Source organism: Caenibius sp. WL, from assembly GCF_019803445.1.
Taxonomy (GTDB): domain Bacteria; phylum Pseudomonadota; class Alphaproteobacteria; order Sphingomonadales; family Sphingomonadaceae; genus Caenibius.
Map to the genome: position 1 here is coordinate 1,891,464 of NZ_CP081844.1, position 21,974 is coordinate 1,913,437.

Here is a 21,974-nt window from a genome sequence, read left to right on the forward strand (position 1 = left end):
AGCCGCTGGCAAGACGCAGGGTCGCGTCGCCGAAAGGAAGCGGGCCGGGCGATCGCGCCGCCCGGCCCGCCGATCCGGTCAAATCTGTCAGGGGGCGAGTTCGAACAGCACGGTCACCGATACGTTCATGTCCACCTGCCCGGGGGCGATGGGCGGCGGTTCGGCGGCCATGCCCGCCGCGCTGGCGCGGGCATACATGACGGGCATGGGCGGGGCATAGCCGCCGCCTTCGCTGATCGAGAGTATCCGCAGCACTTTCAGCCCGGCCGCACGCGCATAAAGGTCCGCGCGGGCGCGGGCCTTGGCCATCGCCTGCATCCGTGCCTCGTCCAGCGCTGCATCGGGATTGTCCATCATGAAGCTGGGGCCGTTGACCTGATTGGCCCCTGCCGCAACCAGCGTGTCGATCACTTTGCCGAACTGGGCGAGATTGCGCTGCTTGACGGTGACGGTGTTGTTCGCCTGATAGCCGATGATCGTCGGCTGTTCCGGCTCGACCGTGCCATCGGGCAGTTGCCGCTGCGGCGCATAGATCGGGCTGAGATTGAGATTGCTCGTCTGGATATCCTTGTCGGCGATCCCGGCGGCCTTGAGCGCGGCAATCGCGCGGTTCATGCTGGCCGAATTGGCGGCCATCGCTTCGCCCGCCGTCTTGCCCTGAGTGGTCACGCCCGCATTGAACACGGCCATGTCGGGCTTGCGGGACGAGCGCCCGTCAGCCGAAATGTTGAGCAAGGTATTGCCCGGGGCCACCACCGGCGTGGAGGAGAGATCATGCGCGGCGGCCATTGCGGGCAGCGCCATGGAAGCCAGGGCCAGAGAAGCGAGAGCAGGTGATTTCATCAGGCAACTCCTTGAAGAACCGGGCACCCCTTGCGCCTGTTCCGCTTTCCGGCGGCTGAACCGGCGATAGGCGGCGGCGCGCCTGCCCAGCGCCCGCATCGCTGCCTTAGAGGGTGGCTTCGATTGCCCGGGCTGCCGCAACGGGATCGTCCGCGCGGCTGATCGGGCGGCCGATCACCAGCACGCTGGCCCCGTCGTCCCGCGCCCGGCGGGGGGTGACGATTCGCTTCTGGTCTCCCACCTGGCTATCGGCGGGGCGCAGGCCCGGCACGACGAAGAAGCCATCGTGCCATTGGCGGTGGATGGCGCCGACTTCATGGCCGGAACACACGATTCCGTCGAGCCCCGCCGCATGGGCGAGTTCGGCAAGGCGGAGAGCCTGATCGTGCGGTGTTCCGCCGATTCCGGTGGCGGCCAGATCGCCGTCATCGAGGCTGGTCAGCACGGTCACGGCCACCACTTTGCAGTGTTCGCCCGCCGCCGCTTTCGCTTCTTCCATCATCGCGCGGCCGCCCGCGGCATGGATCGTCACGATCGCGGGTTCGAGCACGTGGAGCGACTGCATGGCCGAAGCGACAGTGTTGGGAATGTCGTGAAACTTGAGATCGAGAAAGATCGGCAGCCCGGTGCGGGCCATTTCGCGCACGCCGTGATGGCCATGGGCGCAGAAGAATTCAAGGCCGAGCTTGAGCCCCCCGACGTGGGTCTTGACCTTGTCCGCCAGCGTCAGCGCGCCATCCAGCGTGGGAACATCGACAGCGAGATAGACGGGATTGCTCATGAAGCCTCGGTTGCAGGCGGGGTGGGGGTGGCGCCCGTGGCGGCGGGGCGCGCTTCCCCGGTGGGCTGTTCGGTATCGCCGGCGGTTTCGGCGGGCAGGGCCGCCGGTGTGGCGGTGGCCGCGCGCATCGCGTTTTCCAGCGTGCCGATGCGCCGTTCAAGCCGCCATTTCGCCCCGCGATGGAGCAGCCACATCGGAATCAGCCCGGCCAGGAATGCGATGATGACCAGCGCCGGAATCTTGGTTTCGAGAATGAGACCTTCCCAGATCTTCACCGAAACCGGAGTCCAGTTGGTGATCGTGAAGATCAGCAGCGCAACCAGAATCAGAACCCAGACGATCGTACGTATGATTTGCATGGCCTGATTGCCCTCCTGTCCTCGTCAGTCCGGTAACGCTAATCCGGCAGTGCCGATCCGCCGCGATGGTACGGCGATTGCGTCACGAAGGAAAGAGTGCGCCAATCACCCGAAAACGCGGTCGAAAATCCGGTCCACCTGCTTGAAATGGTAATCCAGATTGAACTTGTCCTCGAGCTCTGCGGGCGAAAGCGCGGCGGTCACTTCCGGGTCCTGCTTCAGCAGTTCGAGCAGCGAAAGCTGGCCATCGGATTCCCACACTTTCATCGCATTGCGCTGGACCAGACGATAGGCGTTGTCGCGCGTGACCCCGGCCTGCGTGAGCGCGAGGAGGACGCGCTGCGAATGGACCAGCCCGCCCATGCGGTCGAGGTTCTTCTGCATCCGTTCGGGATAGACCACCAGCTTGTCGACCACGCTGGTGAGGCGCGCGAGCGCGAAGTCGAGCGTGATCGTGGCATCGGGGCCGATGAACCGTTCGACCGAGGAATGCGAGATATCGCGTTCGTGCCACAGCGCCACGTTTTCCAGCGCCGGGGTGACGGCGGAACGGACCACGCGGGCGAGGCCGGTGAGGTTTTCGGTCAGCACCGGATTGCGCTTGTGCGGCATGGCGCTGGAGCCCTTCTGGCCGGGCGAGAAGTATTCTTCCGCTTCGAGCACTTCGGTGCGCTGCAGGTGGCGCACTTCGGTGGCGAGGCGTTCGATCGAACTGGCGATCACGCCCAGCGTGGCGAAGAACATCGCGTGGCGGTCGCGCGGGATGACCTGCGTGGACACCGGCTCCACCGTCAGGCCCAGCTTTTCCGCCACGTATTCTTCGACCGAGGGATCGATATTGGCGAAAGTGCCGACCGCGCCCGAAATCGCGCAGGTGGCGATTTCGGCGCGGGCATGGACGAGGCGCGCACGGCAGCGGGTGAATTCGGCGTAGGCTTCGGCCAGCTTCTTGCCGAACGTGGTCGGTTCGGCATGAATGCCGTGGCTGCGGCCGATGGTCGGGGTATACTTGTGTTCTTCCGCCCGGCGCTTGATCGCGGCCAGCAGCGCGTCGATGTCTTCGAGCAGAATGTCGGCCGCGCGGGCGAGCTGCACCGCCAGCGTGGTGTCGAGCACGTCGGAGCTGGTCATGCCCTGATGCATGAAGCGCGCTTCAGGGCCGACCTGTTCGGCCACCCAGTCGAGGAAGGCGATCACGTCGTGCTTGAGCACGGCTTCCTTGGCGTCGATCGCGGCGACATCGATGGCCGGACCGGTCGCCCACCAGTCCCACAGCGCCTTGGGCCCGCTGGCGGGCACCACGCCCAGATCGCCCAGCTTCTGCGTGGCATGCGCTTCGATCTCGAACCAGATGCGGTAGCGGGCTTCGGGTTCCCAGATCGCGGTCATTGCAGGGCGGGCGTAACGGGGGACCATGGTCGACTCCGGTGATGTCTAATGTTTAGTGTCTAGTGTCGCGCCGCGCGCTAGGGGCAGGGGGCGGCAATGGCAAGCCCTATGGCGTGGGAGACTGCCCGACCCGCTCCGGCGGATGGGCCGGGAAGGCCCCGTGATCGCGGGGGGGTGACAGGGGTGACACAGTTGCACCCCCGAAAAAGGTGGGGGTCTGGCCCGTACCATGTCTGCACATCAAAGATATTGATGTGCAATATCAGTAAAGATTCGTCGCGGGCCGGATCCATCGGCAGGCGTCAGGCCGTGGGCCAGCGGAAGGCGAGGACGGTTTCGCCGGTCAACCGGCCTTCGGCGTCGAAGCGGCGTTCGGCGATTTCGCCTTGCCCGTCCCGCGCGATGGCGATCACGGTGCTGCACCGCGTGCCATAGACCGGGTTGCGGATGAACACCGGGCTGAACGGCGTGTCGGGCCCGTCGCCACCATGAGCGGATGCATCGGGTTCGGCATCGTCGCGCAGCGCATCGAACAGAGCGGCGCGGTTGCCGCTGCCGCGGGCCAGCCATTGGCCGAGTGCGCCCGTCAGCCGCCGGGTCTTGGGCCAGGGGCGGGTGAAATCGCCGTTGGACAAGCCGTGGATGCCCGCCGGCAGCGGCAGGCGGCTTTCGCCGGGATAATTGCTCCACACCGCCGCGCCGCCGGGGTGGGCGATCAGCAGATTGAATGGATTGTAGCGGTCCAGCGCCTCGGGCGCCCGCCCGGTGAGCATATCGGTGACCAGCGCCCCGCGCGAGGTGCGATCGGGCTGCGGGAAACCGGGCGCGCGGAAATTGGTGACGAGCGCGAACCGCCCCGCTTCCGAAATGCCCAGCCAGGTGCCGCCCGCTTCGAGATCGCGCCCGGCGATGATCGCGCTGTCATCCGCCCATGCGGCGAGCGCGGCGGCCGGGCGGGCATGGTATTCGTCGCGGTTGCCCGCCAGAATCATCAGCCAGTCGGGATGGGCGTCCCACGCGATCGCGGCGATGCACATCAGACCAGCCCTTTCGCCCGCAGCGACACGTGGCCATCGCGCCCGATAATGACGTGATCGTGGACCGTCACCCCCAGAAGGCGGCCCGCTTCGGCGATGCGACGGGTGATCTGGATGTCCGCGCGGCTTGGCTCGGGCACGCCGGATGGATGGTTATGGACCAAAATCAACGCGGTGGCGCCGATATCCAGCGCCGAGCGAATCACTTCGCGCGGATGGATCGCGGCTTCGTCCACCGATCCGTTGCCCACGAGATGATCCTTGATCAGGCAGTTCTGCGCATTGAGATAGAGCACGCGGACGCGCTCCACCGTCAGATGGGCCATGTCCATATGGAGATAGTCGAGCAGCGTGTGCCAACTGCTCAGCACCGGCTGGCCCATCGCTTCCCTGATTTTCATTTCCCGCGCGGCCACGCCCACGATCCTGAGCGCGGCGGCGCTGACTTCGCCCATGCCAGGGACGGCAATAAGCGCCGGAGGCGGGGCATCGAGCACCCCGGCGAGCGAGCCGAAACGGTCCAGCAGCGCCTTGGCCAGCGGCTTGGTGTCGCCCCGGCTGTTGGCGGCGAATAGCAGGTATTCGATGATTTCATAATCGGCCAGGCGGTCCGTGCCGTCCTTGAACAGCCGCTGCCGCAAACGGGCGCGGTGCCCTGCTGAATCGTGCGGCTTCGCCTTTTCTCCGGCCACAGGAACTTCCTTTGCGCTCGACCATTCATGATGAAGCAATTGCCGCCATGCATTGCCTTTGTGCGGGCATGCGCGCAAGTGTGGGTGGCAATGGCGGAACACGACGACGACGGGGAATCTGTGCCAAAGGGGGCTGTCGCTGTTTCATCGGGGCGCTGGCGGCGCGTGCTGCTGTGGCTCTTCGCGGCGGTTCTGGTGCTGTTCGGCATCATCTGGCTGGCGCGCGACCGGATTGCCGACAATATCATTGCCAGTCAGCTTAAAAGCTATGGCATCCCCGCGACTTACAAGATCGAGCAGATCGGCCCTTCGACGCAGATTCTGACCGATATCGTCATCGGCGATCCGCGCCGCCCCGATCTCACGGTCGAACGCACCGAAGTGACGATTTCGCAGCGGTTCGCCATCCCCTATGTGGCGCGGATCAAAGTGGTGCGGCCGCGCCTGTTCGGCTCCTACCGCAACGGCAAGCTCAGTTTCGGCGCGCTCGATCCGCTGCTGTTCGACGACAGCAAGAAGGAACCGTTCAAACTCCCGGCGTTCGCGCTCGATTTGGAGGATGGGCGCGGGCTGATCGAAACCGATTTCGGCCCGGTCGGGCTCAAGGCGGAAGGGCGCGGGGGGCTGCGCAACGGCTTTTCCGGGATTGTCGCCGCGTTCGCGCCGCAACTGGCGATGCAGGGCTGCACCGCCGGGCGGACCAGCTTCTACGGCAAGATCACCATCGCCCGCGCGCAGCCCAGAGTGGAAGGGCCGGCCCGGCTCGAATCGTTTGGCTGTCCCGGGCAAGGTCTGGCGCTTGGCCGGACGGGGCTGACAATCAAGGCACAGAGCGACGAGGCTTTCACCCGGATCGCGGGCGATTTCTCCCTGCGCGGGGCCGGGGGCGCATTCGGCGAATTCAGGCTCGGCGGGGTCAACGGCGCGGGTGCGATCAGCCTTCAGGGCGATGCGCTGGCCGTGCGCTACGACGCGGTGATGCGCGGGCTGACATCGCCTTACGCGGCCTCTCCGGTGATGACCGGGCAGGGGCGACTGCGCGGCGATCTGGGCGATGGGCGCTACAACTGGGACGCGGATTGGGAAGGCAACGGCGTGCGGCTGGGCGGCCAGATCGATGGCGCGCTCGGCACGCTCGCCACCAGCACCGAAGGGACTTTGCTGGCCCCGATCCTCACCCGCGTTCGCCTTGCTCTCCAGCGCGAAGGGCGGGGCAGCCGCCTGCTGGCGCAAACCATGCTGCGCAAGGATGCCAAGGGGATGCATCTGGTGATCCCGCAGGCGAATCTGCGCGGCGGCAGCGGCTCCACGCTGCTGTCCTTGTCGCGCGTGCAATATGCGCAATCGGGCACGGCGCCCGCGCGCCTGCTCGGCAATTTCGACACCGCCGGGCCGGGTCTGCCGCGTATCAGCGGGCGGATCGAACAGCAGGCGGGCGGCAAGGCGGTGATGCGGCTGGCCATGCCCGAATACCGCGCGGGCGGCGCCGCTCTCGCCATTCCCACGATGGTCGCGGTGCAGAACGCACGCGGTGGGCTGGGCTTTGCCGGTTCGGTGCGCGCCGATGGCCCGTTGCCGGGCGGCGCGGCCAGCGGGCTGGTCCTGCCGGTCATGGGGGACTGGTCGCAGGCGGCGGGCTTCGCGCTGTGGCGGCAATGCGCCGATGTGCGGTTCGACAGGCTGACTTTGGGCGGCGCGCGGTTCGAACGGCGCGGGCTGACGCTGTGTCCGCCGGCGGGCGGCGCGATTGTCCGCAGCGATGGCAAAGGCACGCGGATCGCCGCCGGGGCCAGCCAGCTCGATCTGGCCGGGCATATCGGCGACAGCCCTGTGCGCATCCGCAGCGGGGCGCTGGGCTTTGCCGTGCCCGGCACGCTGGCCGCGCGCGATCTCGATGTGCGGCTGGGGCCGCCCGACACCGAATCCCGCTTCACTCTGAAGCAACTCGAAGCGCGAATCGGCAAGACGGTCGCGGGGCGCTTTTCCGAAGCCGATGTCGCGCTCAGCGCGGTGCCTCTGGATGTGACCGGCGCGGCGGGGGACTGGCGTTACGAGAACGGGCGGCTGCTTCTCGCCAATGCGCAATTGCAGGTGGCGGATCGGACGAAGCCCGGCCGCTTTCAACCGCTGATGGCGCGGGGCGCGGATCTCACGCTTGCCGATAATGTGATTATTGCCAACGCCTTGCTGCGCAATCCGGAGAGTGAGCGCGAAGTCGTGCGCGTTGCGATCAGGCACGATCTCGGCACGGCTGCGGGCCATGCCGATCTCGCGGTGGGCGGCCTGCTGTTCGACGACAAGCTGCAACCCACCATGCTCACCGATCTCGCGCGCGGGGTCATCGCCAACACCAAAGGCGTGGTGACGGGAACGGGCGTTATCGACTGGAACGAATCGGGCGTGACCAGCAGCGGGCGCTTCTCGTCCTCCGGGCTCGATTTCGCGGCTGCGTTCGGGCCGGTGCAGGGCGCTTCCGGGACGATCGTCTTCACCGATCTTCTCGGCCTGCGGACCGCGCCCCGGCAGCAGATCAAACTGGCGGCGATCAATCCCGGTATCGAAGTGCGCGACGGGGTGTTCAACTTTGAGATGAAACCCAATTATGTGCTTGATATCAATGGTGCCAAGTGGCCGTTCATGGATGGCACGCTGACGCTGGAACCGACCCGGATGCGGCTGGGCGAGGCGGAAACGCGCCATTATGTCCTGAATGTGGATGGGCTGGATGCGGCGGTGTTCGTGCAGCGGCTCGAACTCGGCAATATCATGGCCACCGGCCGTTTCGACGGCACGCTGCCGCTGGTGTTCGACGAGGATGGCGGGCGGATCGAAGGCGGCTATCTCGCTTCGCGCGCGCCGGGCGGCAATGTCGCCTATTTGGGAGAATTGACCTATAAGGACTTGTCTCCCATGGGGAATTTCGCATTTTCGGCGCTGCGCTCGGTCGATTACGGTTCGATGCGGATCGACATGAACGGATCGCTGACGGGCGAAATCGTGACGCGGGTCAGCTTCGACGGGCTGAGCCAGGGGGAAGGGACTTCGAAGAACTTCCTCACCAAGCAGGTGGCCAAATTGCCGATCCGCTTCAACGTCAATATCAGGGCGCCGTTCTTCAGCCTCTTCGGATCCTTCAAGTCGCTTTACGATCCGACGCTGGTGCCCGATCCGGCCAAGCTGGGCCTGGTCGGCCCGAAAGTCGGCCCGAAAGGCGCACCCGCATCGTTCAGCGGCCAGTCAGTGAGGCAATGAGATGACAAGCGTGGAATTGACCGAACGCAAACCGGCTGCAACATGCCGTGCCAGGCAGGGGAGGCAGCAGGCGATGCACAGGTCGTTGGGTGGCACGATGGGTGCCGTGGCATTGTTGATCGGGGGCGCGATGGCGATGACGGGCTGCGTTTCGGTTTCCGCACCGGACAAGCCGATCGTGATCGAACTCAATATCAACATCAAACAGGAAGTCGTTTATAAGCTGGACAAGGGTGTTCAGGATATGATCGACCAGAACGCAGGGATTTTCTGATGTCTGCCTATACCATTGCTCGCACTTTCGGATTGGCCGCGCTGGCCGCCGCCATGCTCGTTCCGGGCTCGGCCATGGCGCAGCGCGATCCCGCTTATGCCGCCGCGCGCGCCGCGGGGCAGGTCGGGGAAAAGGCCGATGGCTATCTCGCCGCGCTGGGCGGCGGGGCGGCGGTGTCCTCATTGGTGGACGATCTCAATATCAAGCGCCGCGCCGCCTACACGGCGGAGGCCCGCACCCAGTCGGTGACAGTGGATCAGGTCGCGTTCGTCGCGGGCTGCCGCAATATCCTGCGCACCGAAGCGGGCGAAAAATATCAGGCGCCCGATGGTTCGTGGAAAACTCGCACCGCCGCCGCGCCCACGCGGGATTCGCGCTGCCCCTAGGGCCGCCGGGGAAAAGCACGATTCGAAGCCGCTCCGGCAACGCTTGCCGGGGCGGCTTTTTCTTTTGCCCGGGTCCCGATTTGCCGCCTGTCGCGGTTGACTCGGGTAATCGCGTTGCCTAAGGGGGCGGCGCCTTCGGCGGGCAGGTCTTTGCCTGTGCCAAGCTGCAATGTTATGGAGCATGGCATGAGCGAGGAAGAGTCCGGCCGGAAACCCATCGGTGAAGATGCGCGGATCGACGCGTTGCACGAACGGCTTCAGGCCGCGCGTGAACGGGAAGATCAACGCAATCGGCCGCAGGTGCAGGGCGCTGATGCGAATTATCGTCTCGGCAGCCGTGTTCTGGCGGAATTGCTGGGGGGGATCGGTGGCGGCGCCTTGATCGGTTGGGTTATCGACCGGTTCGTGGGGACTGCGCCCTGGGGTCTGTTGGTGATGATGTTTCTTGGGATCATCGTCGCCTTCAGGAATATCATCCGGATTTCGAACCGGCGCTCCGACTGATCCCGATACGGGGGTTTGAGGGGCGCTGTCTGTTCAAGTGGCGCAGGGATTAAACGCAAGTGGCAGCCGAGCAGGCCAAAGTCGACCCGATGCATCAGTTCGCGATTGAGCCGCTGTTCGGCTCCGCGAACTGGGAAATTGCCGGTTACAATATCGCTTTCACGAATTCCGCGCTGTGGATGGCGATTGCCGCCGTGGCGCTGTGGGTTTTCGTGGCGGGCGGCATGAAGCGGCAGCTGGTTCCCGGCCGGTGGCAGATGGCGGTGGAAAGCTTCACCGGCTTCATCGACGATCTGCTCGAAGCCAATGTCGGCAAGGAAGGCAAGAAGTACGTTCCGTACATCTTCTCGCTGTTCATGTTCATCCTGTTCTCGAACGTGCTCGGCCTGGTGCCGCTGCCGCTGACGATTGTCGGGATTCATCCCTTTACCGCCACCAGCCACTTCACGGTGACCGGCGTTCTCGCGATCATTTCGTTCCTGATCGTGCTGCTCGTCGGCTTCTGGAAGCACAAGCTGCATTTCTTCTCGCTGTTCATTCCGCACGGCACCCCGCTGGTGATGGTGCCGCTGATCTTCTGCATCGAACTGGTCAGCTTCCTTGTGCGTCCGTTCAGCCTCGGCCTGCGTCTTTTCGTGGCGATGATGGCCGGTCACGTGCTGCTCGAAGTGCTTTCCAGCTTCGTCATTGGCGGGATCAATTCCGGCATGGCCATTGGCCCGGTCGTCTCCATCCTCAGCTTCGTGCTGATGCTGGCGATCTGTGCGCTGGAAGTGCTGGTTGCCGGTATCCAGGCCTACGTTTTCGCGTTGCTCAGCTCGCTCTACATCAACGACGCTGAACATCTTCACTGAGTTTGATCATCTTACGGAAACCGTGTTTCCAGGGATTTAGGGAAAAAGGAGTTTTTCAAATGGACCAAGAAGCAGCCAAGCTGGTTGGTGCGGGTCTCGCTGCGATTGGCGCCGGTATGGCCGCCATCGGTGTGGGTAACGTGTTCGGCTCGTTCCTTGAAAGCGCTCTGCGCAACCCCGGCGCCGCTGACGGTCAGCAGGGCCGCCTGTTCATCGGCTTCGCCGCTGCGGAACTTCTGGGTCTGCTGTCGTTCGTCGTCGCGATGATCCTGATCTTCGTCGCCTGACGAAATCCTGACGACTGCTCCGGCCGGGCCTCGCGTTCCGGCCGGGGATCCATTTTTGTTGCGCAAGACCTCGGGACCAACCGATGCCTCAGATAGCCCAGCTCGCCGAAACCTATTCCAGCCAGATATTCTGGCTGCTGGTGATTTTCGGGTTCGTCTTTTTCGTTGTCGGCAAGGGCATGGTGCCCAAGGTGATGGGCACCGTTGAACTGCGCGACCAGCAGATCAGCGCCGACCTTGCCGCTGCCGAAGCAGCCCGCAATCACGCCGACGCCGAAGAAGCGGCATGGCGCAAGCGCGAGAATGAAAATCGCGCCCAGGCCCAGGCGCTTGTCGCCAAGGCGAAAGCCGAAGCGGCCACCGCTTCGGAACAGAAGCTTTCGGCCGCTCAGGTGCAGATCGACAAGAAGCTGGATGAAGCCGAAGCGAAAATCGCCGAAGCCCGGACCGCCGCGCTTGCCGAACTGGAAGTCGTGGCCAGCGAAGCGGCCCAGTCCATCGTTGAAAAGTTGGCCGGGGTGAATGTGCCCGCCGCGTCGGCTTCCTCCGCCGTCAAGAAAGTGCTGAGCAATGGCTAATCCTGCCGCTGAACATGCCGTGGACGCTGTGAACGCTGCCGATCACAGTGCGCACACCACTGCGACGGTCGAACATCCTGCTGGTGGTGAAGGCGCCCATCACGGGCCGGAAGTGCTCGGATTCGGAACATCGGCCGTGGCTGGGTTGGCCATGCTGGTGTTCATTCTTGTCCTGATCTGGAAGAAAGTTCCCGGTGTTATCACCGGCGGGCTCGATGCCAAGATCGCCGAAATCAAGCATCAGCTTGACGAAGCCAAGCAGCTTCGCGCCGAAGCCGAAGCGCTGCGCAACGAATATTCGAACAAGATCGCCAATGCCGAAAAGGACGCGGCGGCCATGATCGACCATGCGCGCAGCGAAGCGGAAGGCATTATCGCCAAGGCCGTCAGCGACACCGACGCCATGATCCAGCGCCGCCAGCGCATGGCGGAAGACAAGATCGCCGCGGCCGAACGCGGTGCGGTCGACGAACTGCGGGCGAAGGCCGCCACCGTGGCCAGCAGCGCTGCCCGCGGGCTGATCGCCGAACAGCATGGCGCCGGCGCCGACAAGAAGCTTGTGGACGAAGCGATCGCCGCCATCTGATTGTCCGCAACGGTTCGATTGAAAGCCCTCCGCCTCGCGGGGGGCTTTTTGTTTTGGGGGAGGTGAGCTTGTCGGGGGATTGTAGCCAAATTGCCCGGCACAATTTCCGTTCGGCCTGAGCTTGTCGAAGGCCGCGCGCAACGGCAGCCATCTCCCTGGCCATACTTTCGGCGTGCAGCCTTCGACAGGCTCAGGCTGAGCGGATGGAGGGTAAGATTGATGGCACGTTGAGCTGTTGGTTGAGCCGTTTCGTGGAGCCTAGCCCACCGGCGTCAGCGCTTTGCCTTCGGTGAACCAGTTCACCAGATTGTCGATCATCAATTGCCCCATGGCGGCGCGGGTTTCGCGGGAGCCGGAGCCGATGTGCGGCAGCAGGACGGTGTTTTCCAGCGCGATCAGCGCTTCGGGGACATGCGGTTCGTGCGCGAAGACATCGATCCCGGCGGCTTGGATCGTACCGTTCTGTAGCGCGGCGATCAGCGCCGCCTCGTCCACCACGCTGCCGCGCGCCACATTGATCAGCACCCCTTGCGGGCCGAGTGCGGTAAGCACTGCGTCGTTGACCAGATGGCGCGTGCCATCGCCGCCCGGAACGATCACGATCAGCAGATCGCAGGCTTCGGCAAGCGAGACGGCATCGGGATAGTAGGGATAGGGCACGCCGTCCTGCCGGTGGCGGCCGCTGTAGGCGACCGGCACATCGCAGGCTTCGAGCCTGCGGGCGACGGCCTTGCCGATATTGCCGAGGCCGAGAATGCCCGCGCGGCGGCCTTGCAGGCTGGAGGACAGCGGATAGGCGCCCCCACGCCATTGGCCCCGACGCACGAAGCGGTCCGCCTGCGGAATTTCGCGAATGGTGGCCAGAGTCAGCCCCAGCGTGAAATCGGCCACTTCGGCATCGAGCACGCCCGGCGTGTTGGTGACGACGATCCCTCTCCGGGCGGCTTCGGCCATGGCGATGTTGTCGTATCCCACGGCGTAGTTGGACACGATTTCGAGCCGGGGCAGACGGTCGAACAGCGCGCCGTCGAGCGGCAGGGCGACCGGATTGCTGGCGATGCCGCGAATGGCCGGGCCGATTTCGGCCAGCAGCGCATCCTTGTCGGCGGCGTTCCACAGATCGTGGATGGTGAAATGCCCGGCCAGCGTTTCGACAATGGCATGCGGCATGGGCGCGACGAGCAGGAGATCGGGACGAATCATCGACCGACTATAGCCTGTGCGATGCGCCGGGCGAGGGGCCTGTGCGGAGCCATGGGCGCCCTTGGTCTTCGGTTTGTGCGCGTCCTTCGACAGGCTCAGGACGAGCGGGGTGGGGATTGTGCGGACAGGAGTTGCGTCGATCACTACACCATCCGCTCGTCCTGAGCCTGTCGAAGGACGCACGCCGCAGCCGCCTCCTGGCCACAAAAACAGAAAGGCCCGCCTGCTCGAATGAGCGGGCGGGCCCCTGTCTTGCCGGTGAAGGCTTGAGCGAAAAGCTTACTGCTTCTGCTTGAGCGCTTCGCCGAGGATGTCGCCGAGCGATGCGCCCGAATCCGACGAACCGTACTGTTCCACGGCTTCTTTTTCTTCGGCCAGCTGACGGGCCTTGATCGAGAAGTTCGGCTTCTTCGAACGGTCGAAACCGATGACCATGGCATCGACCTTCTGGCCGGCCTGGAAACGGTCGGGGCGCTGTTCGTCGCGGTCACGGCCGAGATCCGAACGCTTGATGAAGCCGGTCGCGCCATCGTCGCCAGCCTGCACTTCGAGGCCGCCATCGCGGACTTCGAGCACGGTGACGGTGACGACTTCGCCGCGGCGCAGCGAGCCGGTCGAACCGCCGGCGGCCGGAGCGCCCTTTTCGAGCTGCTTCATGCCCAGGCTGATGCGTTCCTTTTCGACGTCGACATCGAGAACGATCGCCTGCACTTCTTCACCCTTGCGGTGCAGAGCCAGCGCGTCTTCGCCCGAGATGCCCCAGGCGATGTCCGACATGTGAACCATGCCGTCCACGTCGCCATCGAGGCCGATGAACAGGCCGAATTCGGTGGCGTTCTTGACTTCGCCGGCGACGGTCGAACCGACCGGGTGCTTCTCGGCGAAGGCTTCCCAGGGGTTCTGCTGGGCCTGCTTGAGGCCGAGGCTGATGCGGCGCTTGTCCGAATCCACTTCGAGCACCATCACATCGACTTCCTGCGAGGTCGAGACGATCTTGCCGGGGTGGACGTTCTTCTTGGTCCAGGACATTTCCGAAACGTGGACGAGGCCTTCGATGCCCGGTTCCAGTTCGACGAACGCGCCGTATTCGGTGATGTTGGTGACAGTGCCCGACAGCTTCGCGCCGACCGGATACTTCGCCGCCACGCCATCCCACGGATCGCTTTCGAGCTGCTTCATGCCGAGGCTGATGCGCTGCGTATCCTGATTGATGCGGATGATCTGGACCGAAACGGTGTCGCCGATGTTGACGACTTCGCTCGGGTGGTTGACGCGCTTGTAGCTCATGTCGGTGACATGGAGCAGGCCGTCGATGCCGCCGAGATCAACGAACGCACCGTAATCGGTGATGTTCTTCACGACGCCGTCGATCACCTGGCCTTCGCTCAGCTTGTCGATCAGTTCGCTGCGCTGTTCGGCGCGGGTTTCTTCCAGAACCGCGCGGCGCGAAACGACGATATTGCCACGGCGGCGATCCATCTTGAGGATCTGGAACGGCTGCGGCATGTCCATCAGCGGGCCGACATCGCGGACCGGGCGGATATCGACCTGCGAGCCGGGGAGGAACGCCACGGCGCCATCAAGGTCGACCGTGAAGCCGCCCTTGACGCGGCCGAAGATGCGGCCTTCGACGCGCTTGCCTTCGCCGAATTCGTTTTCGAGCTTGTCCCAAGCGGCTTCGCGGCGGGCGCGGTCGCGGCTGAGCATGGCTTCGCCATCGGCGTTTTCGACGCGATCGACGAAGACTTCGACTTCGTCACCGACGTTCAGGCCGTGGGGCTGGTCGCCATGGGAGAATTCGCGCAGGGCCACGCGGCCTTCGCTCTTGAGGCCGACGTCGATGATGACGTTGCCGTTTTCGATGGCAGTGATGGTGCCCTTGACGACGCGGCCTTCGAAGCCGCCATCGTCGGCGCCGCCGAGCTGTTCATCGAGGAGTTTCGCGAAATCGTCGCGAGTAGGGTTTGCCGTAGAGGCCATGTATCAGGTTCCTGACTAACGATTTCCGGCCAGGCGGTTGTTTCCGCCGGTCTTTTCTCCGCCGTGGCACCATGCCTTGGCGGGCCAAAGGGCCGAACTGCCAACGGAGGCCGGATGCCCGCCGTGGCGTCCCTTGTCTCCACGGGGATTTCCCACGGAGCTTCAGGACCGGCCGCGCTTATGGGAAGGCACGCCGGATAGCAAGGAAAATGCGCTGTTCCGCCGCGTGGGCGAGCCCGTGGGTGCGGCGGAACGGAGCGTGGCGGCGCGCTACGTCAGGCACGGGTAAGTTTGCGCAGGACAAAGGCCAGCGAGACGAGGAACACGCCGCGAAAGATGAAGCTGATGCCGACGATCACCGCCAGATAGAGCAGGCTGGAAGCCGGATCGGCAAAGACCAGAATCCCGCCGAGCACGATATCGAGAATGCCCAGGAACAGGCGCCAGCCCTTGTCGATACTGCTTTGCAGCGCGGCGATCACCTGGAACACGCCGGACACGATCAGCCAGAACCCCAATGCCCAGACCAGCGACCACGCCCCGGCATAAGGGGCCAGCAGCACCGCGATCCCACCGGCAATCGCCAGAAGGCCCAGCAGGATTTCGATCCAGCGGCCGCGCCCGGCCATCGAGGAAAAGCCCGAGATGACGGCGAAAACGCCGTAGATCAGCAGCAGCGCCCCGAACATGATGCCCGTCGCCAGGCCGGTGGCGAGCGGATTGAACAATGCCAGCAGCCCGATGAGAATGACAAGGATGCCATAGGCCAGAACCCAGCCCCAGGCGGATTTGCCCGCGCGGCCCGCAGGCTCGAATGCCGTGCCGCCCATCATAATCCGATCCTCCTGTTTACGGGCCTTCTGCCCACAGGGGAAACGCCGCTTTCGTTTTCCGGTTTCCCAGTTTCCCGTTTTATCATTTCCCGTTTCACAGGGCGTCGATGAATGCGGCGGTGGCTTTCCCGGCGATGCGGGCCCGGTGGACGAGCATGGTGAAATCGCGTTCCGGCAGCGGCCAGTCGAGCTTGCGGATCGTGCCCGCCCGCAGATGGGGCGCGGCGGCGAGATCGGACACCGCCGTGATCATGTCGCCCGCTTCGGCCGCCGCGAGCGCCGCGCCGTTCGAGGGCAGTTCGAGGCAGATGCGCATATCGGCGGCGGCAATGCCCGACAGCGCCAGCCCGGCCATGGCGTGATCGCGTGTGCCGGAGCCCGGTTCGCGCAGCACCCAGTGCGCCGCTTTCAGGTCTTCCACCGTCGGCGCATGGCGGGCCAGCGGGTGATCGGTGGCGGCATAAAGCGCGATACGGTCCCCGCCGATGCGGGTGGACGCCAGCAGATCGTCGGCCACCGAGGCTTCGACGAAGCCGATATCGGCTTCGCCGTTCATCACCCGCGCGGCCGTTTGCGCGGAATTGCCGACCGTGAGCGTGAGTTCGATCTGCGGGGTCTGCGTGGCGAAGCGCGCCATGCGGCGGGGCAGCCAGTAGGTCGCCACCGTCTGGCTGGCGGCGATCCGCACATTGCCGCGCATCAGGCCGGAAAGATCATCGAGCAGGCGGCCGGCGGCGTCGGCGCGGGCCAGCACCGCCCGCGCTTCGGGAAGGAACAGGCGGCCCGCCTCGGTCAGTTCCAGGCGGCGGCCGACCCGGTCGAACAGGCGGGTGGCGTGGCGCTGTTCCAGCGCGGCGATGGCGGCGCTGACCGATGGTTGCGCCAGATGCAGCCGTTCGGCGGCGCGGGTCATATTCAGCGTTTCCGCGACCATGGCGAAAGCGCGCAGTTGATCGAGTGTCATTCGATAGGAATGAACTATCGAATATACAAAATCAATCGATTGGATTTATTACGTGTCGCAGCGCAGATGGCGGGCATGACACGCTTTCACGCCCTCCGCGAAACGCTCCCCGGCCTGGTGCTGTGCGGCCTCGTCGCCGGGGCGGCGCTGCTGCTGGAACGGTTGGAAGTGCTCGCCACCGGCAAGCCGTGGCTGGAAGCGCTGGTGATCGCCATCGTGCTGGGTGCCCTTGTCCGCACGGTGTGGACGCCGTGGAGCGGGCTGGAGCCGGGCATCCGGTGCGCGTCGCGGACGATGCTCGAACTGGCGGTGGTGGCGATGGGGGCGACGATCAGTTTCGGTGCGATCCGGGATGCGGGGGCGGGGCTGATGCTGGCCATCGTGGCGACTGTCGCCGGGGCCATCCTCGCCAGTTTCGCTTTGGGCAAAGTGCTGGGCCTGCCCGCGAAAATGGCGCTGCTGGTGGCCTGCGGCAACGCGATCTGCGGCAATTCGGCGATTGCCGCGGTCGCCCCGGTGATCGAGGCGGAAAGCGATGACGTGGCGACGGCGATCGCGTTCACGGCGGTGCTGGGGATCGCGGTGGTGATTGCTCTGCCGTTCATCGCGGCGATGATGGAGCTGACCCCGGCGGCGGGCGGCATTCTGGCGGGGCTGACCGTCTATGCCGTGCCGCAAGTGCTGGTGGCGGCGGGCCCGATGGGCGGCGCGGCGGTGCAGATCGGCACGCTGGTCAAGCTCGTGCGGGTGCTGATGCTGGGGCCAGTGGTGGCGATCCTCTCGCTCGTCATGGCGCGCAAAGTGGCCGGAACGCGGGCAGAGGACGCAGGCGTCCGCCGCGCTTCGCTGCTGCATCTGGTGCCGCCGTTCATTCTCGCTTTCCTGGCGCTGGCCACGGCCCATTCGCTGGGCCTGCTGCCGGAATCCGCCGTGGCCCCGGCCCATCGCATCAGCGGCGGGCTGACGGTTCTGGCGATGGCCGGGCTGGGGCTGGGGGTGGACCTGCGCAGCGTTTCGGCGGCGGGCCCGCGCGTGGTCTGTGTGGTGACGGTGTCGCTGCTCCTGCTCGGCGCGATGGCGTTCGGGATGCTGCGGCTGATCGGCGTCGCCTGATCGTCAGCGCCGGTCAGTCGCCATCCTTGTCGAGCCCGTAGACATCCGCGCGGAATGTGACGCCCGATTTGGCGGCGCTCGGGGTCAGATAGGTTAGATAGACCGGCACCGGGGCCGGGATCGGCACGGCCTGTTCCGGGGCTTTGCCCCGCGCGGTGGCTTTCCTGCCCAGCATCCATTCGCCCAGTTCGCCCGCCCGTTCCAGCCGGATGCAGCCGTTGCTGAAATGGCGGTCCGGCTTGTCGAACAGCGCGCGGTTGGGCGTGTCGTGCAGGTAGATGCCGTGATCGTTGGGGAAGATATATTTGACTTTGCCCATCGAATTGGCCGGGCCCGGCAGTTCGCGCACCCGCAGGTCCCGGCGGCCGGAAGCCACCGCCTGCCAATCGATCGTGGCGGGATCGATCACGCGCGGATTGGCGCTCCAGTCCGAAAGCGCCTGCATGTTCATCGAATCCAGCGAACGGCCCGACAGGACTTTCCTGGCGATGTTGTCGCGCACCAGATAGTCGGGCACGTTCCAGTAGGGGTTGAGAATGGCGTAATTGAGATAGCCCGCCAGCAGCGGGGTCTGCGTCTCGTTGGTGCCGACGACGACTTTCATCGTCCCCACCCGTTCGCCATCCTGATAGTACCAGAGCTGGGCGGACGAGGCGTCCACCACGATATGGCGGACATCGGCCGAAGGCAGCACCCGCGCCCGTTCGAGATTGCGCCGCAGCAGAGCGATGGTCCGTTCGCTGCCGCCGCGTTCGAGCGCATCGGCGAGCATGTCGCGGATACGCACGTAATGCGGGCTCATCCAGCCCATATTGGCGAGATAGCGGCTGAAATTGCGCCGTGTCGCCACGCGCAGCACCGCGTCATCCGCCAGCTTGGCGGGCTTCAGCCGCTTGTTGGCATAATCCATGCCGACATTGCGGACCTTGCGCAGATCCTGGCTGTAACGGACGAAAGCCCTGGTCAGCGCGACATCGGCCCGCGCCAGCGCTTGCGCATCGCCGCCTTTCGCCGCGGCGATGGCTTCGCGCAGAGCATCGGGCTTGTAGCGCGAAGGTTTCTGCCCATCGGCCCGCGCATCGTCGATATAGCGCAGCAGCACCTGCGCATCCTTGCTGATGCGGCCATCGGCGATCCACAGCGGGGCATAGCCGCGTTCGGCATAGGCGCGGCCGATTTTTCCGCCGGCTTCGTTTCGGATCGCTTCGGCCAGCGCCTGTTGCTTGCCCGATGCGGCTGCCCTCGCCGGCGCGGCGTGGGCCGGGGCGGTGAGAGGCGGGGCAAGACCGGACAGGACACATGCAAGCGGGGCGAACCAGAACACATACCGGCGGAATGTCATCGTGTGCCTGTCCTCCGGTCAGCCGCGTTCCCCGGTGCGGCTGGGCGGCGGCGGGGGCGGCGGAGGCGGCACGTAGTTCGGATGATAGACCCCGTCGGACGTGTAGTATCCATCAATGATGCCATCGCCGTCGCGGTCGGCGGCAACGGAACCCGGAACCGCGCCCGGCGGCGGAGGCGGCGGGTCGTTGCTTGCGCAACCGGCCAGGACAATGCTGCCGGTGGCAGCAAGAATCATGGTTCGTATTTTCATGGCAGTCCTCATTCATGGCCGTGCCGGGATTGAGCGCCGCCGCCGAAGCGTCGGCCCTCTGGCACGCGCTATGAATTTATCCGGACTTTTCCGGCACGGAATGGGCTGCCCCGCAGATCAGGCCGAGAAGTGGCGATTACGCGCCAGAATGCTAAAACAGCGGCGTTTTTAAGAGATTATGCGCCAATGGTGCGTCGATTTCTGGCGCTGCCACGACACAAAATTACGCGGTTGGCGGATGTTCTTTGCGGCGGCGGTCCACGATGGCGATAGCGGCGGCCACGGCGGCATCCCGGTCGAGAGCGGAAGTATCCAGCAGCACCGCGTCATCGGCCGGTTTCAGCGGCGCTTCCGCGCGGGTGCTGTCGCGCATGTCGCGGGCGATCAGATCGTCCTCGATTGCGGCCAGCGTGGTGGCGATGCCGCGCTCCTGCATCTCGCGATAGCGCCGCTGCGCACGCGCGGCGACCGAGGCGGTGACGTAGAGCTTCACGTCGGCATGGGGTGCGATCACCGTGCCGATATCGCGCCCGTCGAGCACCGCGCCGCCCGGCTGCGCGGCGAAGGCCCGCTGCCGCGCCAGCAAGGCGGCGCGCACGGCAGGATGCACGGAAACGCGGCTGGCCAGCCCGCCGATTTCCTCGCTCCGCATGATCGGGTCGGCCAGCAGGCTTTCGGGAAAGGCGCAGGCGGCGGCGGCATCGGCGGGATCATCCGGATTGCCGCCCGCCAGCGAAACCTGCCGCCCGACCGCGCGGTAAAGCAGCCCGGTGTCGAGATGGGGCAGGCCGAAATGGGCGGCCAGTGCTCTGGCGATAGTGCCTTTGCCCGATGCGGTCGGGCCGTCGACGGCGACGATCACGCGCCGCCGCCCTGCTTCTTGAGCACCGCCCGCGCGAGGCCGTAGATCGCGATCGCCGCCCAGAAGAATTCCAGCACCAGCGAAGCCGGATTGGTGTTCACCAGCAGCGAAACGGTCAACAGCGCCGCACCGAGCAGATTGACGCCATGCTGGACGAACGGGTTCGGCTGCTGCCGGGCGGTGGTGTAGGCATAGGCGAAAATGATGCAGGCCATGCCCGAAAAGCCGAAATAGTTGGCGACTTCCGGTGTCATCGTCATCGGGCAAGCCCATCCAGCAGCGCTTCGAAATTGGGGAAGCTGGTGGCGATGGGGCGGGTGTCGTCCACTTCCACGCCCGCCATGCTGGCGAGCCCGGCAATCGCCATGCTCATCGCGATCCGGTGATCGAGGTGCGTGGCAATCGCCGCGTTGTTGCCGCCGGGCAGCGGGGCGCCGCCGGTCCCGTCGATAATCAGGCCATCCTCGCGCTCCTCCACGCGGGCGCCCGCTGCGCTGAGCGCGGTGGCCATCACCGCCAGCCGATCGGATTCCTTGACCCGCAATTCGTCGAGCCCCGATGTCACCGTGCGCCCTTCGGCCAATGCGGCGGCCACGAACAGCACGGGAAATTCGTCGATCATGCTCGGGGCGATTGCCGGGTCGACCGCGATGCCCTTGAGCTGCGAGTGCGAGACTTTGAGATCGGCCACCGGTTCCCCGCCGACCACGCGCGGATTGAGTTCCTCGATCCGCCCGCCCATCTGGCGCAGCACGGCGATCAGGCCGGCGCGGGTGGGATTGAGGCCGACGTTTTCGATCACCAGTTCGCTGCCCGGCACGATCAGCGCGGCGACGATGAAGAACGCGGCGGAGGAAGGATCGCCCGGCACTTCGATCACCTGCGGTTTCAGGTCCGCCGGGCCGCGCAGCTTGATGATCCGCTCGCCGTCCTGCTCCTCGACCGTGAGATCGGCGCCGAAGCCGGTCAGCATCCGTTCGGAATGGTCGCGCGTGGGCACGGGCTCAATCACCGTGGTGACCCCCGGCGTGTTGAGCCCGGCCAGCAGTACCGCGCTTTTGACCTGTGCGGAGGCGACCGGCAGGCGATATGCGATCGGCACGGCGGGCGAAGCGCCGCGAATCATCAGCGGCAGCGTCTGGCTGCCCTTGGCGCCGGGTGTCGCGCTGATGTCGGCGCCCATCTGCGCGATGGGGTCGATCACCCGGCCCATCGGCCGCTTGGACAGGCTGGCGTCGCCGGTGAACGTGGCGGTGATTCCATGGCTGGCGATCAGGCCCATCAGCAGGCGGGTGGACGTGCCGCTGTTGCCCATTTCGAGCGCCCGTTCCGGTTGCAGCAATCCGCCAACACCCACGCCGCTGATCCGCCATTCGCCATCGTCGCTGCGGGTGATTGTCGCGCCCATCGCGCGCATGGCATCGGCGGTGGCCATCACGTCTTCGCCTTCGAGCAGGCCGGTCACGCGGGTTTCGCCCACGGCCAGCGCGCCGAACATCACCGCCCGGTGGCTGATCGACTTGTCGCCCGGCACCTTGATCGTGCCCCGCAGCGGCCCGGCTGCGCCGAACCGGCGCGGGCGCATGCCCGTGTCGCTGGCATT

The 21,974-nt window shown here is 65.5% G+C and carries 24 protein-coding genes; 9 read left to right on the forward strand and 15 right to left on the reverse strand.

The window, feature by feature from the left end:
* Positions 1 to 87: 87 nt before the first annotated feature.
* From K5X80_RS09040 to radC, 6 genes are all read right to left on the reverse strand, one after another.
* Complete coding sequence (locus K5X80_RS09040; RefSeq protein ID WP_222557425.1) at positions 88 to 843, reverse strand: SIMPL domain-containing protein; 756 nt, start codon at positions 841 to 843, stop codon at positions 88 to 90.
* Between the two features lie 106 nt (positions 844 to 949).
* Positions 950 to 1,624: an orotidine-5'-phosphate decarboxylase gene (pyrF, locus tag K5X80_RS09045; protein ID WP_222557426.1), complete on the reverse strand. Its 675-nt coding sequence runs from the start codon at positions 1,622 to 1,624 to the stop codon at positions 950 to 952.
* A complete protein-coding gene (locus tag K5X80_RS09050; protein ID WP_222557427.1) occupies positions 1,621 to 1,983 on the reverse strand; it encodes a hypothetical protein in 363 nt (120 codons plus the stop codon). Before K5X80_RS09050 ends, pyrF begins: the two co-directional genes overlap by 4 nt.
* 105 nt (positions 1,984 to 2,088) lie before the next feature.
* Positions 2,089 to 3,399, reverse strand: a complete 1,311-nt coding sequence (gene purB / locus K5X80_RS09055) for an adenylosuccinate lyase (protein ID WP_222557428.1) — start codon at positions 3,397 to 3,399, stop codon at positions 2,089 to 2,091.
* Positions 3,400 to 3,674: 275 nt separating this feature from the next.
* Positions 3,675 to 4,409, reverse strand: a complete 735-nt coding sequence (locus K5X80_RS09060) for an NRDE family protein (RefSeq protein ID WP_222557429.1) — start codon at positions 4,407 to 4,409, stop codon at positions 3,675 to 3,677.
* Positions 4,409 to 5,101, reverse strand: a complete 693-nt coding sequence (radC, locus tag K5X80_RS09065; RefSeq protein ID WP_222557430.1) for a RadC family protein — start codon at positions 5,099 to 5,101, stop codon at positions 4,409 to 4,411. The genes K5X80_RS09060 and radC overlap by 1 nt, the downstream gene beginning before the upstream one ends.
* A 165-nt stretch (positions 5,102 to 5,266) precedes the next feature.
* Here radC and K5X80_RS09070 point away from each other — a divergent pair, with 165 nt between their 5' ends.
* The 8 genes from K5X80_RS09070 (at position 5,267) to K5X80_RS09105 (ending at position 11,822) form a co-directional block, all read left to right on the forward strand.
* Complete coding sequence (locus K5X80_RS09070; protein ID WP_222557431.1) at positions 5,267 to 8,353, forward strand: intermembrane phospholipid transport YdbH family protein; 3,087 nt, start codon at positions 5,267 to 5,269, stop codon at positions 8,351 to 8,353.
* Between the two features lie 73 nt (positions 8,354 to 8,426).
* Positions 8,427 to 8,627 carry a YnbE family lipoprotein gene (locus K5X80_RS09075; RefSeq protein ID WP_222557432.1) on the forward strand — a complete coding sequence of 67 codons (201 nt, stop codon included), beginning with the start codon at positions 8,427 to 8,429 and terminating at the stop codon, positions 8,625 to 8,627.
* Complete coding sequence (locus tag K5X80_RS09080; RefSeq protein WP_222557433.1) at positions 8,627 to 9,013, forward strand: YdbL family probable chaperone protein; 387 nt, start codon at positions 8,627 to 8,629, stop codon at positions 9,011 to 9,013. Before K5X80_RS09075 ends, K5X80_RS09080 begins: the two co-directional genes overlap by 1 nt.
* Before the next feature lie 186 nt (positions 9,014 to 9,199).
* On the forward strand, positions 9,200 to 9,517 hold the full coding sequence (locus K5X80_RS09085; protein ID WP_222557434.1) for an AtpZ/AtpI family protein: 318 nt from the start codon (positions 9,200 to 9,202) through the stop codon (positions 9,515 to 9,517).
* An 89-nt stretch (positions 9,518 to 9,606) separates the two neighbouring features.
* Positions 9,607 to 10,371, forward strand: a complete 765-nt coding sequence (locus tag K5X80_RS09090) for a F0F1 ATP synthase subunit A (protein ID WP_283249300.1) — start codon at positions 9,607 to 9,609, stop codon at positions 10,369 to 10,371.
* Between the two features lie 59 nt (positions 10,372 to 10,430).
* Positions 10,431 to 10,658: a F0F1 ATP synthase subunit C gene (locus K5X80_RS09095; protein WP_067538277.1), complete on the forward strand. Its 228-nt coding sequence runs from the start codon at positions 10,431 to 10,433 to the stop codon at positions 10,656 to 10,658.
* A gap of 83 nt (positions 10,659 to 10,741) precedes the next feature.
* Positions 10,742 to 11,236, forward strand: coding sequence for a F0F1 ATP synthase subunit B family protein (locus tag K5X80_RS09100; RefSeq protein WP_222557436.1), 495 nt, complete (start codon positions 10,742 to 10,744; stop codon positions 11,234 to 11,236).
* Positions 11,229 to 11,822 (forward strand): F0F1 ATP synthase subunit B family protein, encoded by a 594-nt coding sequence (locus K5X80_RS09105; RefSeq protein WP_222557437.1) that lies wholly within the window; start codon positions 11,229 to 11,231, stop codon positions 11,820 to 11,822. Before K5X80_RS09100 ends, K5X80_RS09105 begins: the two co-directional genes overlap by 8 nt.
* Before the next feature lie 258 nt (positions 11,823 to 12,080).
* Here the strand turns inward: K5X80_RS09105 and K5X80_RS09110 are convergent, their stop codons facing one another.
* The 4 genes from K5X80_RS09110 to K5X80_RS09125 all read right to left on the reverse strand — a co-directional run bounded on the left by K5X80_RS09110 (position 12,081) and on the right by K5X80_RS09125 (position 16,802).
* Positions 12,081 to 13,169, reverse strand: coding sequence for a 2-hydroxyacid dehydrogenase (locus tag K5X80_RS09110; RefSeq protein ID WP_283249140.1), 1,089 nt, complete (start codon positions 13,167 to 13,169; stop codon positions 12,081 to 12,083).
* A gap of 135 nt (positions 13,170 to 13,304) precedes the next feature.
* Positions 13,305 to 15,005 carry a 30S ribosomal protein S1 gene (gene rpsA / locus K5X80_RS09115; protein ID WP_222557438.1) on the reverse strand — a complete coding sequence of 567 codons (1,701 nt, stop codon included), beginning with the start codon at positions 15,003 to 15,005 and terminating at the stop codon, positions 13,305 to 13,307.
* A gap of 275 nt (positions 15,006 to 15,280) precedes the next feature.
* Positions 15,281 to 15,838: an HdeD family acid-resistance protein gene (locus K5X80_RS09120; protein WP_222557439.1), complete on the reverse strand. Its 558-nt coding sequence runs from the start codon at positions 15,836 to 15,838 to the stop codon at positions 15,281 to 15,283.
* Between the two features lie 94 nt (positions 15,839 to 15,932).
* Positions 15,933 to 16,802, reverse strand: a complete 870-nt coding sequence (locus K5X80_RS09125; protein WP_222557440.1) for a LysR family transcriptional regulator — start codon at positions 16,800 to 16,802, stop codon at positions 15,933 to 15,935.
* A 75-nt stretch (positions 16,803 to 16,877) separates the two neighbouring features.
* Between K5X80_RS09125 and K5X80_RS09130 the strand changes: the two genes are divergently transcribed.
* The gene (locus K5X80_RS09130) at positions 16,878 to 17,915 is read left to right on the forward strand and encodes a YeiH family protein (protein ID WP_222557441.1); all 1,038 of its coding nucleotides are present in this window, start codon (positions 16,878 to 16,880) and stop codon (positions 17,913 to 17,915) included.
* Positions 17,916 to 17,928: 13 nt separating this feature from the next.
* Here the strand turns inward: K5X80_RS09130 and K5X80_RS09135 are convergent, their stop codons facing one another.
* From K5X80_RS09135 to aroA, 5 genes are all read right to left on the reverse strand, one after another.
* Complete coding sequence (locus K5X80_RS09135) at positions 17,929 to 19,257, reverse strand: L,D-transpeptidase family protein (RefSeq protein ID WP_222557442.1); 1,329 nt, start codon at positions 19,255 to 19,257, stop codon at positions 17,929 to 17,931.
* A gap of 18 nt (positions 19,258 to 19,275) precedes the next feature.
* Positions 19,276 to 19,509 carry a hypothetical protein gene (locus K5X80_RS09140; protein ID WP_222557443.1) on the reverse strand — a complete coding sequence of 78 codons (234 nt, stop codon included), beginning with the start codon at positions 19,507 to 19,509 and terminating at the stop codon, positions 19,276 to 19,278.
* 223 nt (positions 19,510 to 19,732) lie between these two features.
* Entirely contained in the window at positions 19,733 to 20,371 is a 639-nt protein-coding gene (locus K5X80_RS09145) for a (d)CMP kinase (protein ID WP_261390481.1), read from the reverse strand.
* A complete protein-coding gene (locus K5X80_RS17080) occupies positions 20,368 to 20,631 on the reverse strand; it encodes a CBU_0592 family membrane protein (protein ID WP_261390482.1) in 264 nt (87 codons plus the stop codon). The genes K5X80_RS09145 and K5X80_RS17080 overlap by 4 nt, the downstream gene beginning before the upstream one ends.
* Positions 20,628 to 21,956, reverse strand: a complete 1,329-nt coding sequence (gene aroA / locus K5X80_RS09150) for a 3-phosphoshikimate 1-carboxyvinyltransferase (RefSeq protein ID WP_222560417.1) — start codon at positions 21,954 to 21,956, stop codon at positions 20,628 to 20,630. The genes K5X80_RS17080 and aroA overlap by 4 nt, the downstream gene beginning before the upstream one ends.
* Positions 21,957 to 21,974: the final 18 nt, after the last annotated feature.

Coding starts and splice junctions, on each gene's coding strand:
- K5X80_RS09140 (WP_222557443.1), bottom strand. CDS start 19,509: ATGAAAATACGAACCATGATTCTTGCTGCCACCGGCAGCATTGTCCTG.
- purB (WP_222557428.1), bottom strand. CDS start 3,399: ATGGTCCCCCGTTACGCCCGCCCTGCAATGACCGCGATCTGGGAACCC.
- K5X80_RS09080 (WP_222557433.1), top strand. CDS start 8,627: ATGTCTGCCTATACCATTGCTCGCACTTTCGGATTGGCCGCGCTGGCC.
- K5X80_RS09135 (WP_222557442.1), bottom strand. CDS start 19,257: ATGACATTCCGCCGGTATGTGTTCTGGTTCGCCCCGCTTGCATGTGTC.
- K5X80_RS09100 (WP_222557436.1), top strand. CDS start 10,742: ATGCCTCAGATAGCCCAGCTCGCCGAAACCTATTCCAGCCAGATATTC.
- K5X80_RS09040 (WP_222557425.1), bottom strand. CDS start 843: ATGAAATCACCTGCTCTCGCTTCTCTGGCCCTGGCTTCCATGGCGCTG.
- K5X80_RS09090 (WP_283249300.1), top strand. CDS start 9,607: ATGCATCAGTTCGCGATTGAGCCGCTGTTCGGCTCCGCGAACTGGGAA.
- K5X80_RS09060 (WP_222557429.1), bottom strand. CDS start 4,409: ATGTGCATCGCCGCGATCGCGTGGGACGCCCATCCCGACTGGCTGATG.
- K5X80_RS09085 (WP_222557434.1), top strand. CDS start 9,200: ATGAGCGAGGAAGAGTCCGGCCGGAAACCCATCGGTGAAGATGCGCGG.
- K5X80_RS09105 (WP_222557437.1), top strand. CDS start 11,229: ATGGCTAATCCTGCCGCTGAACATGCCGTGGACGCTGTGAACGCTGCC.
- K5X80_RS17080 (WP_261390482.1), bottom strand. CDS start 20,631: ATGACGATGACACCGGAAGTCGCCAACTATTTCGGCTTTTCGGGCATG.
- aroA (WP_222560417.1), bottom strand. CDS start 21,956: ATGCGCCCGCGCCGGTTCGGCGCAGCCGGGCCGCTGCGGGGCACGATC.
- rpsA (WP_222557438.1), bottom strand. CDS start 15,005: ATGGCCTCTACGGCAAACCCTACTCGCGACGATTTCGCGAAACTCCTC.
- K5X80_RS09050 (WP_222557427.1), bottom strand. CDS start 1,983: ATGCAAATCATACGTACGATCGTCTGGGTTCTGATTCTGGTTGCGCTG.
- K5X80_RS09125 (WP_222557440.1), bottom strand. CDS start 16,802: ATGACACTCGATCAACTGCGCGCTTTCGCCATGGTCGCGGAAACGCTG.
- K5X80_RS09075 (WP_222557432.1), top strand. CDS start 8,427: ATGCACAGGTCGTTGGGTGGCACGATGGGTGCCGTGGCATTGTTGATC.
- K5X80_RS09120 (WP_222557439.1), bottom strand. CDS start 15,838: ATGATGGGCGGCACGGCATTCGAGCCTGCGGGCCGCGCGGGCAAATCC.
- K5X80_RS09095 (WP_067538277.1), top strand. CDS start 10,431: ATGGACCAAGAAGCAGCCAAGCTGGTTGGTGCGGGTCTCGCTGCGATT.
- pyrF (WP_222557426.1), bottom strand. CDS start 1,624: ATGAGCAATCCCGTCTATCTCGCTGTCGATGTTCCCACGCTGGATGGC.
- K5X80_RS09130 (WP_222557441.1), top strand. CDS start 16,878: ATGACACGCTTTCACGCCCTCCGCGAAACGCTCCCCGGCCTGGTGCTG.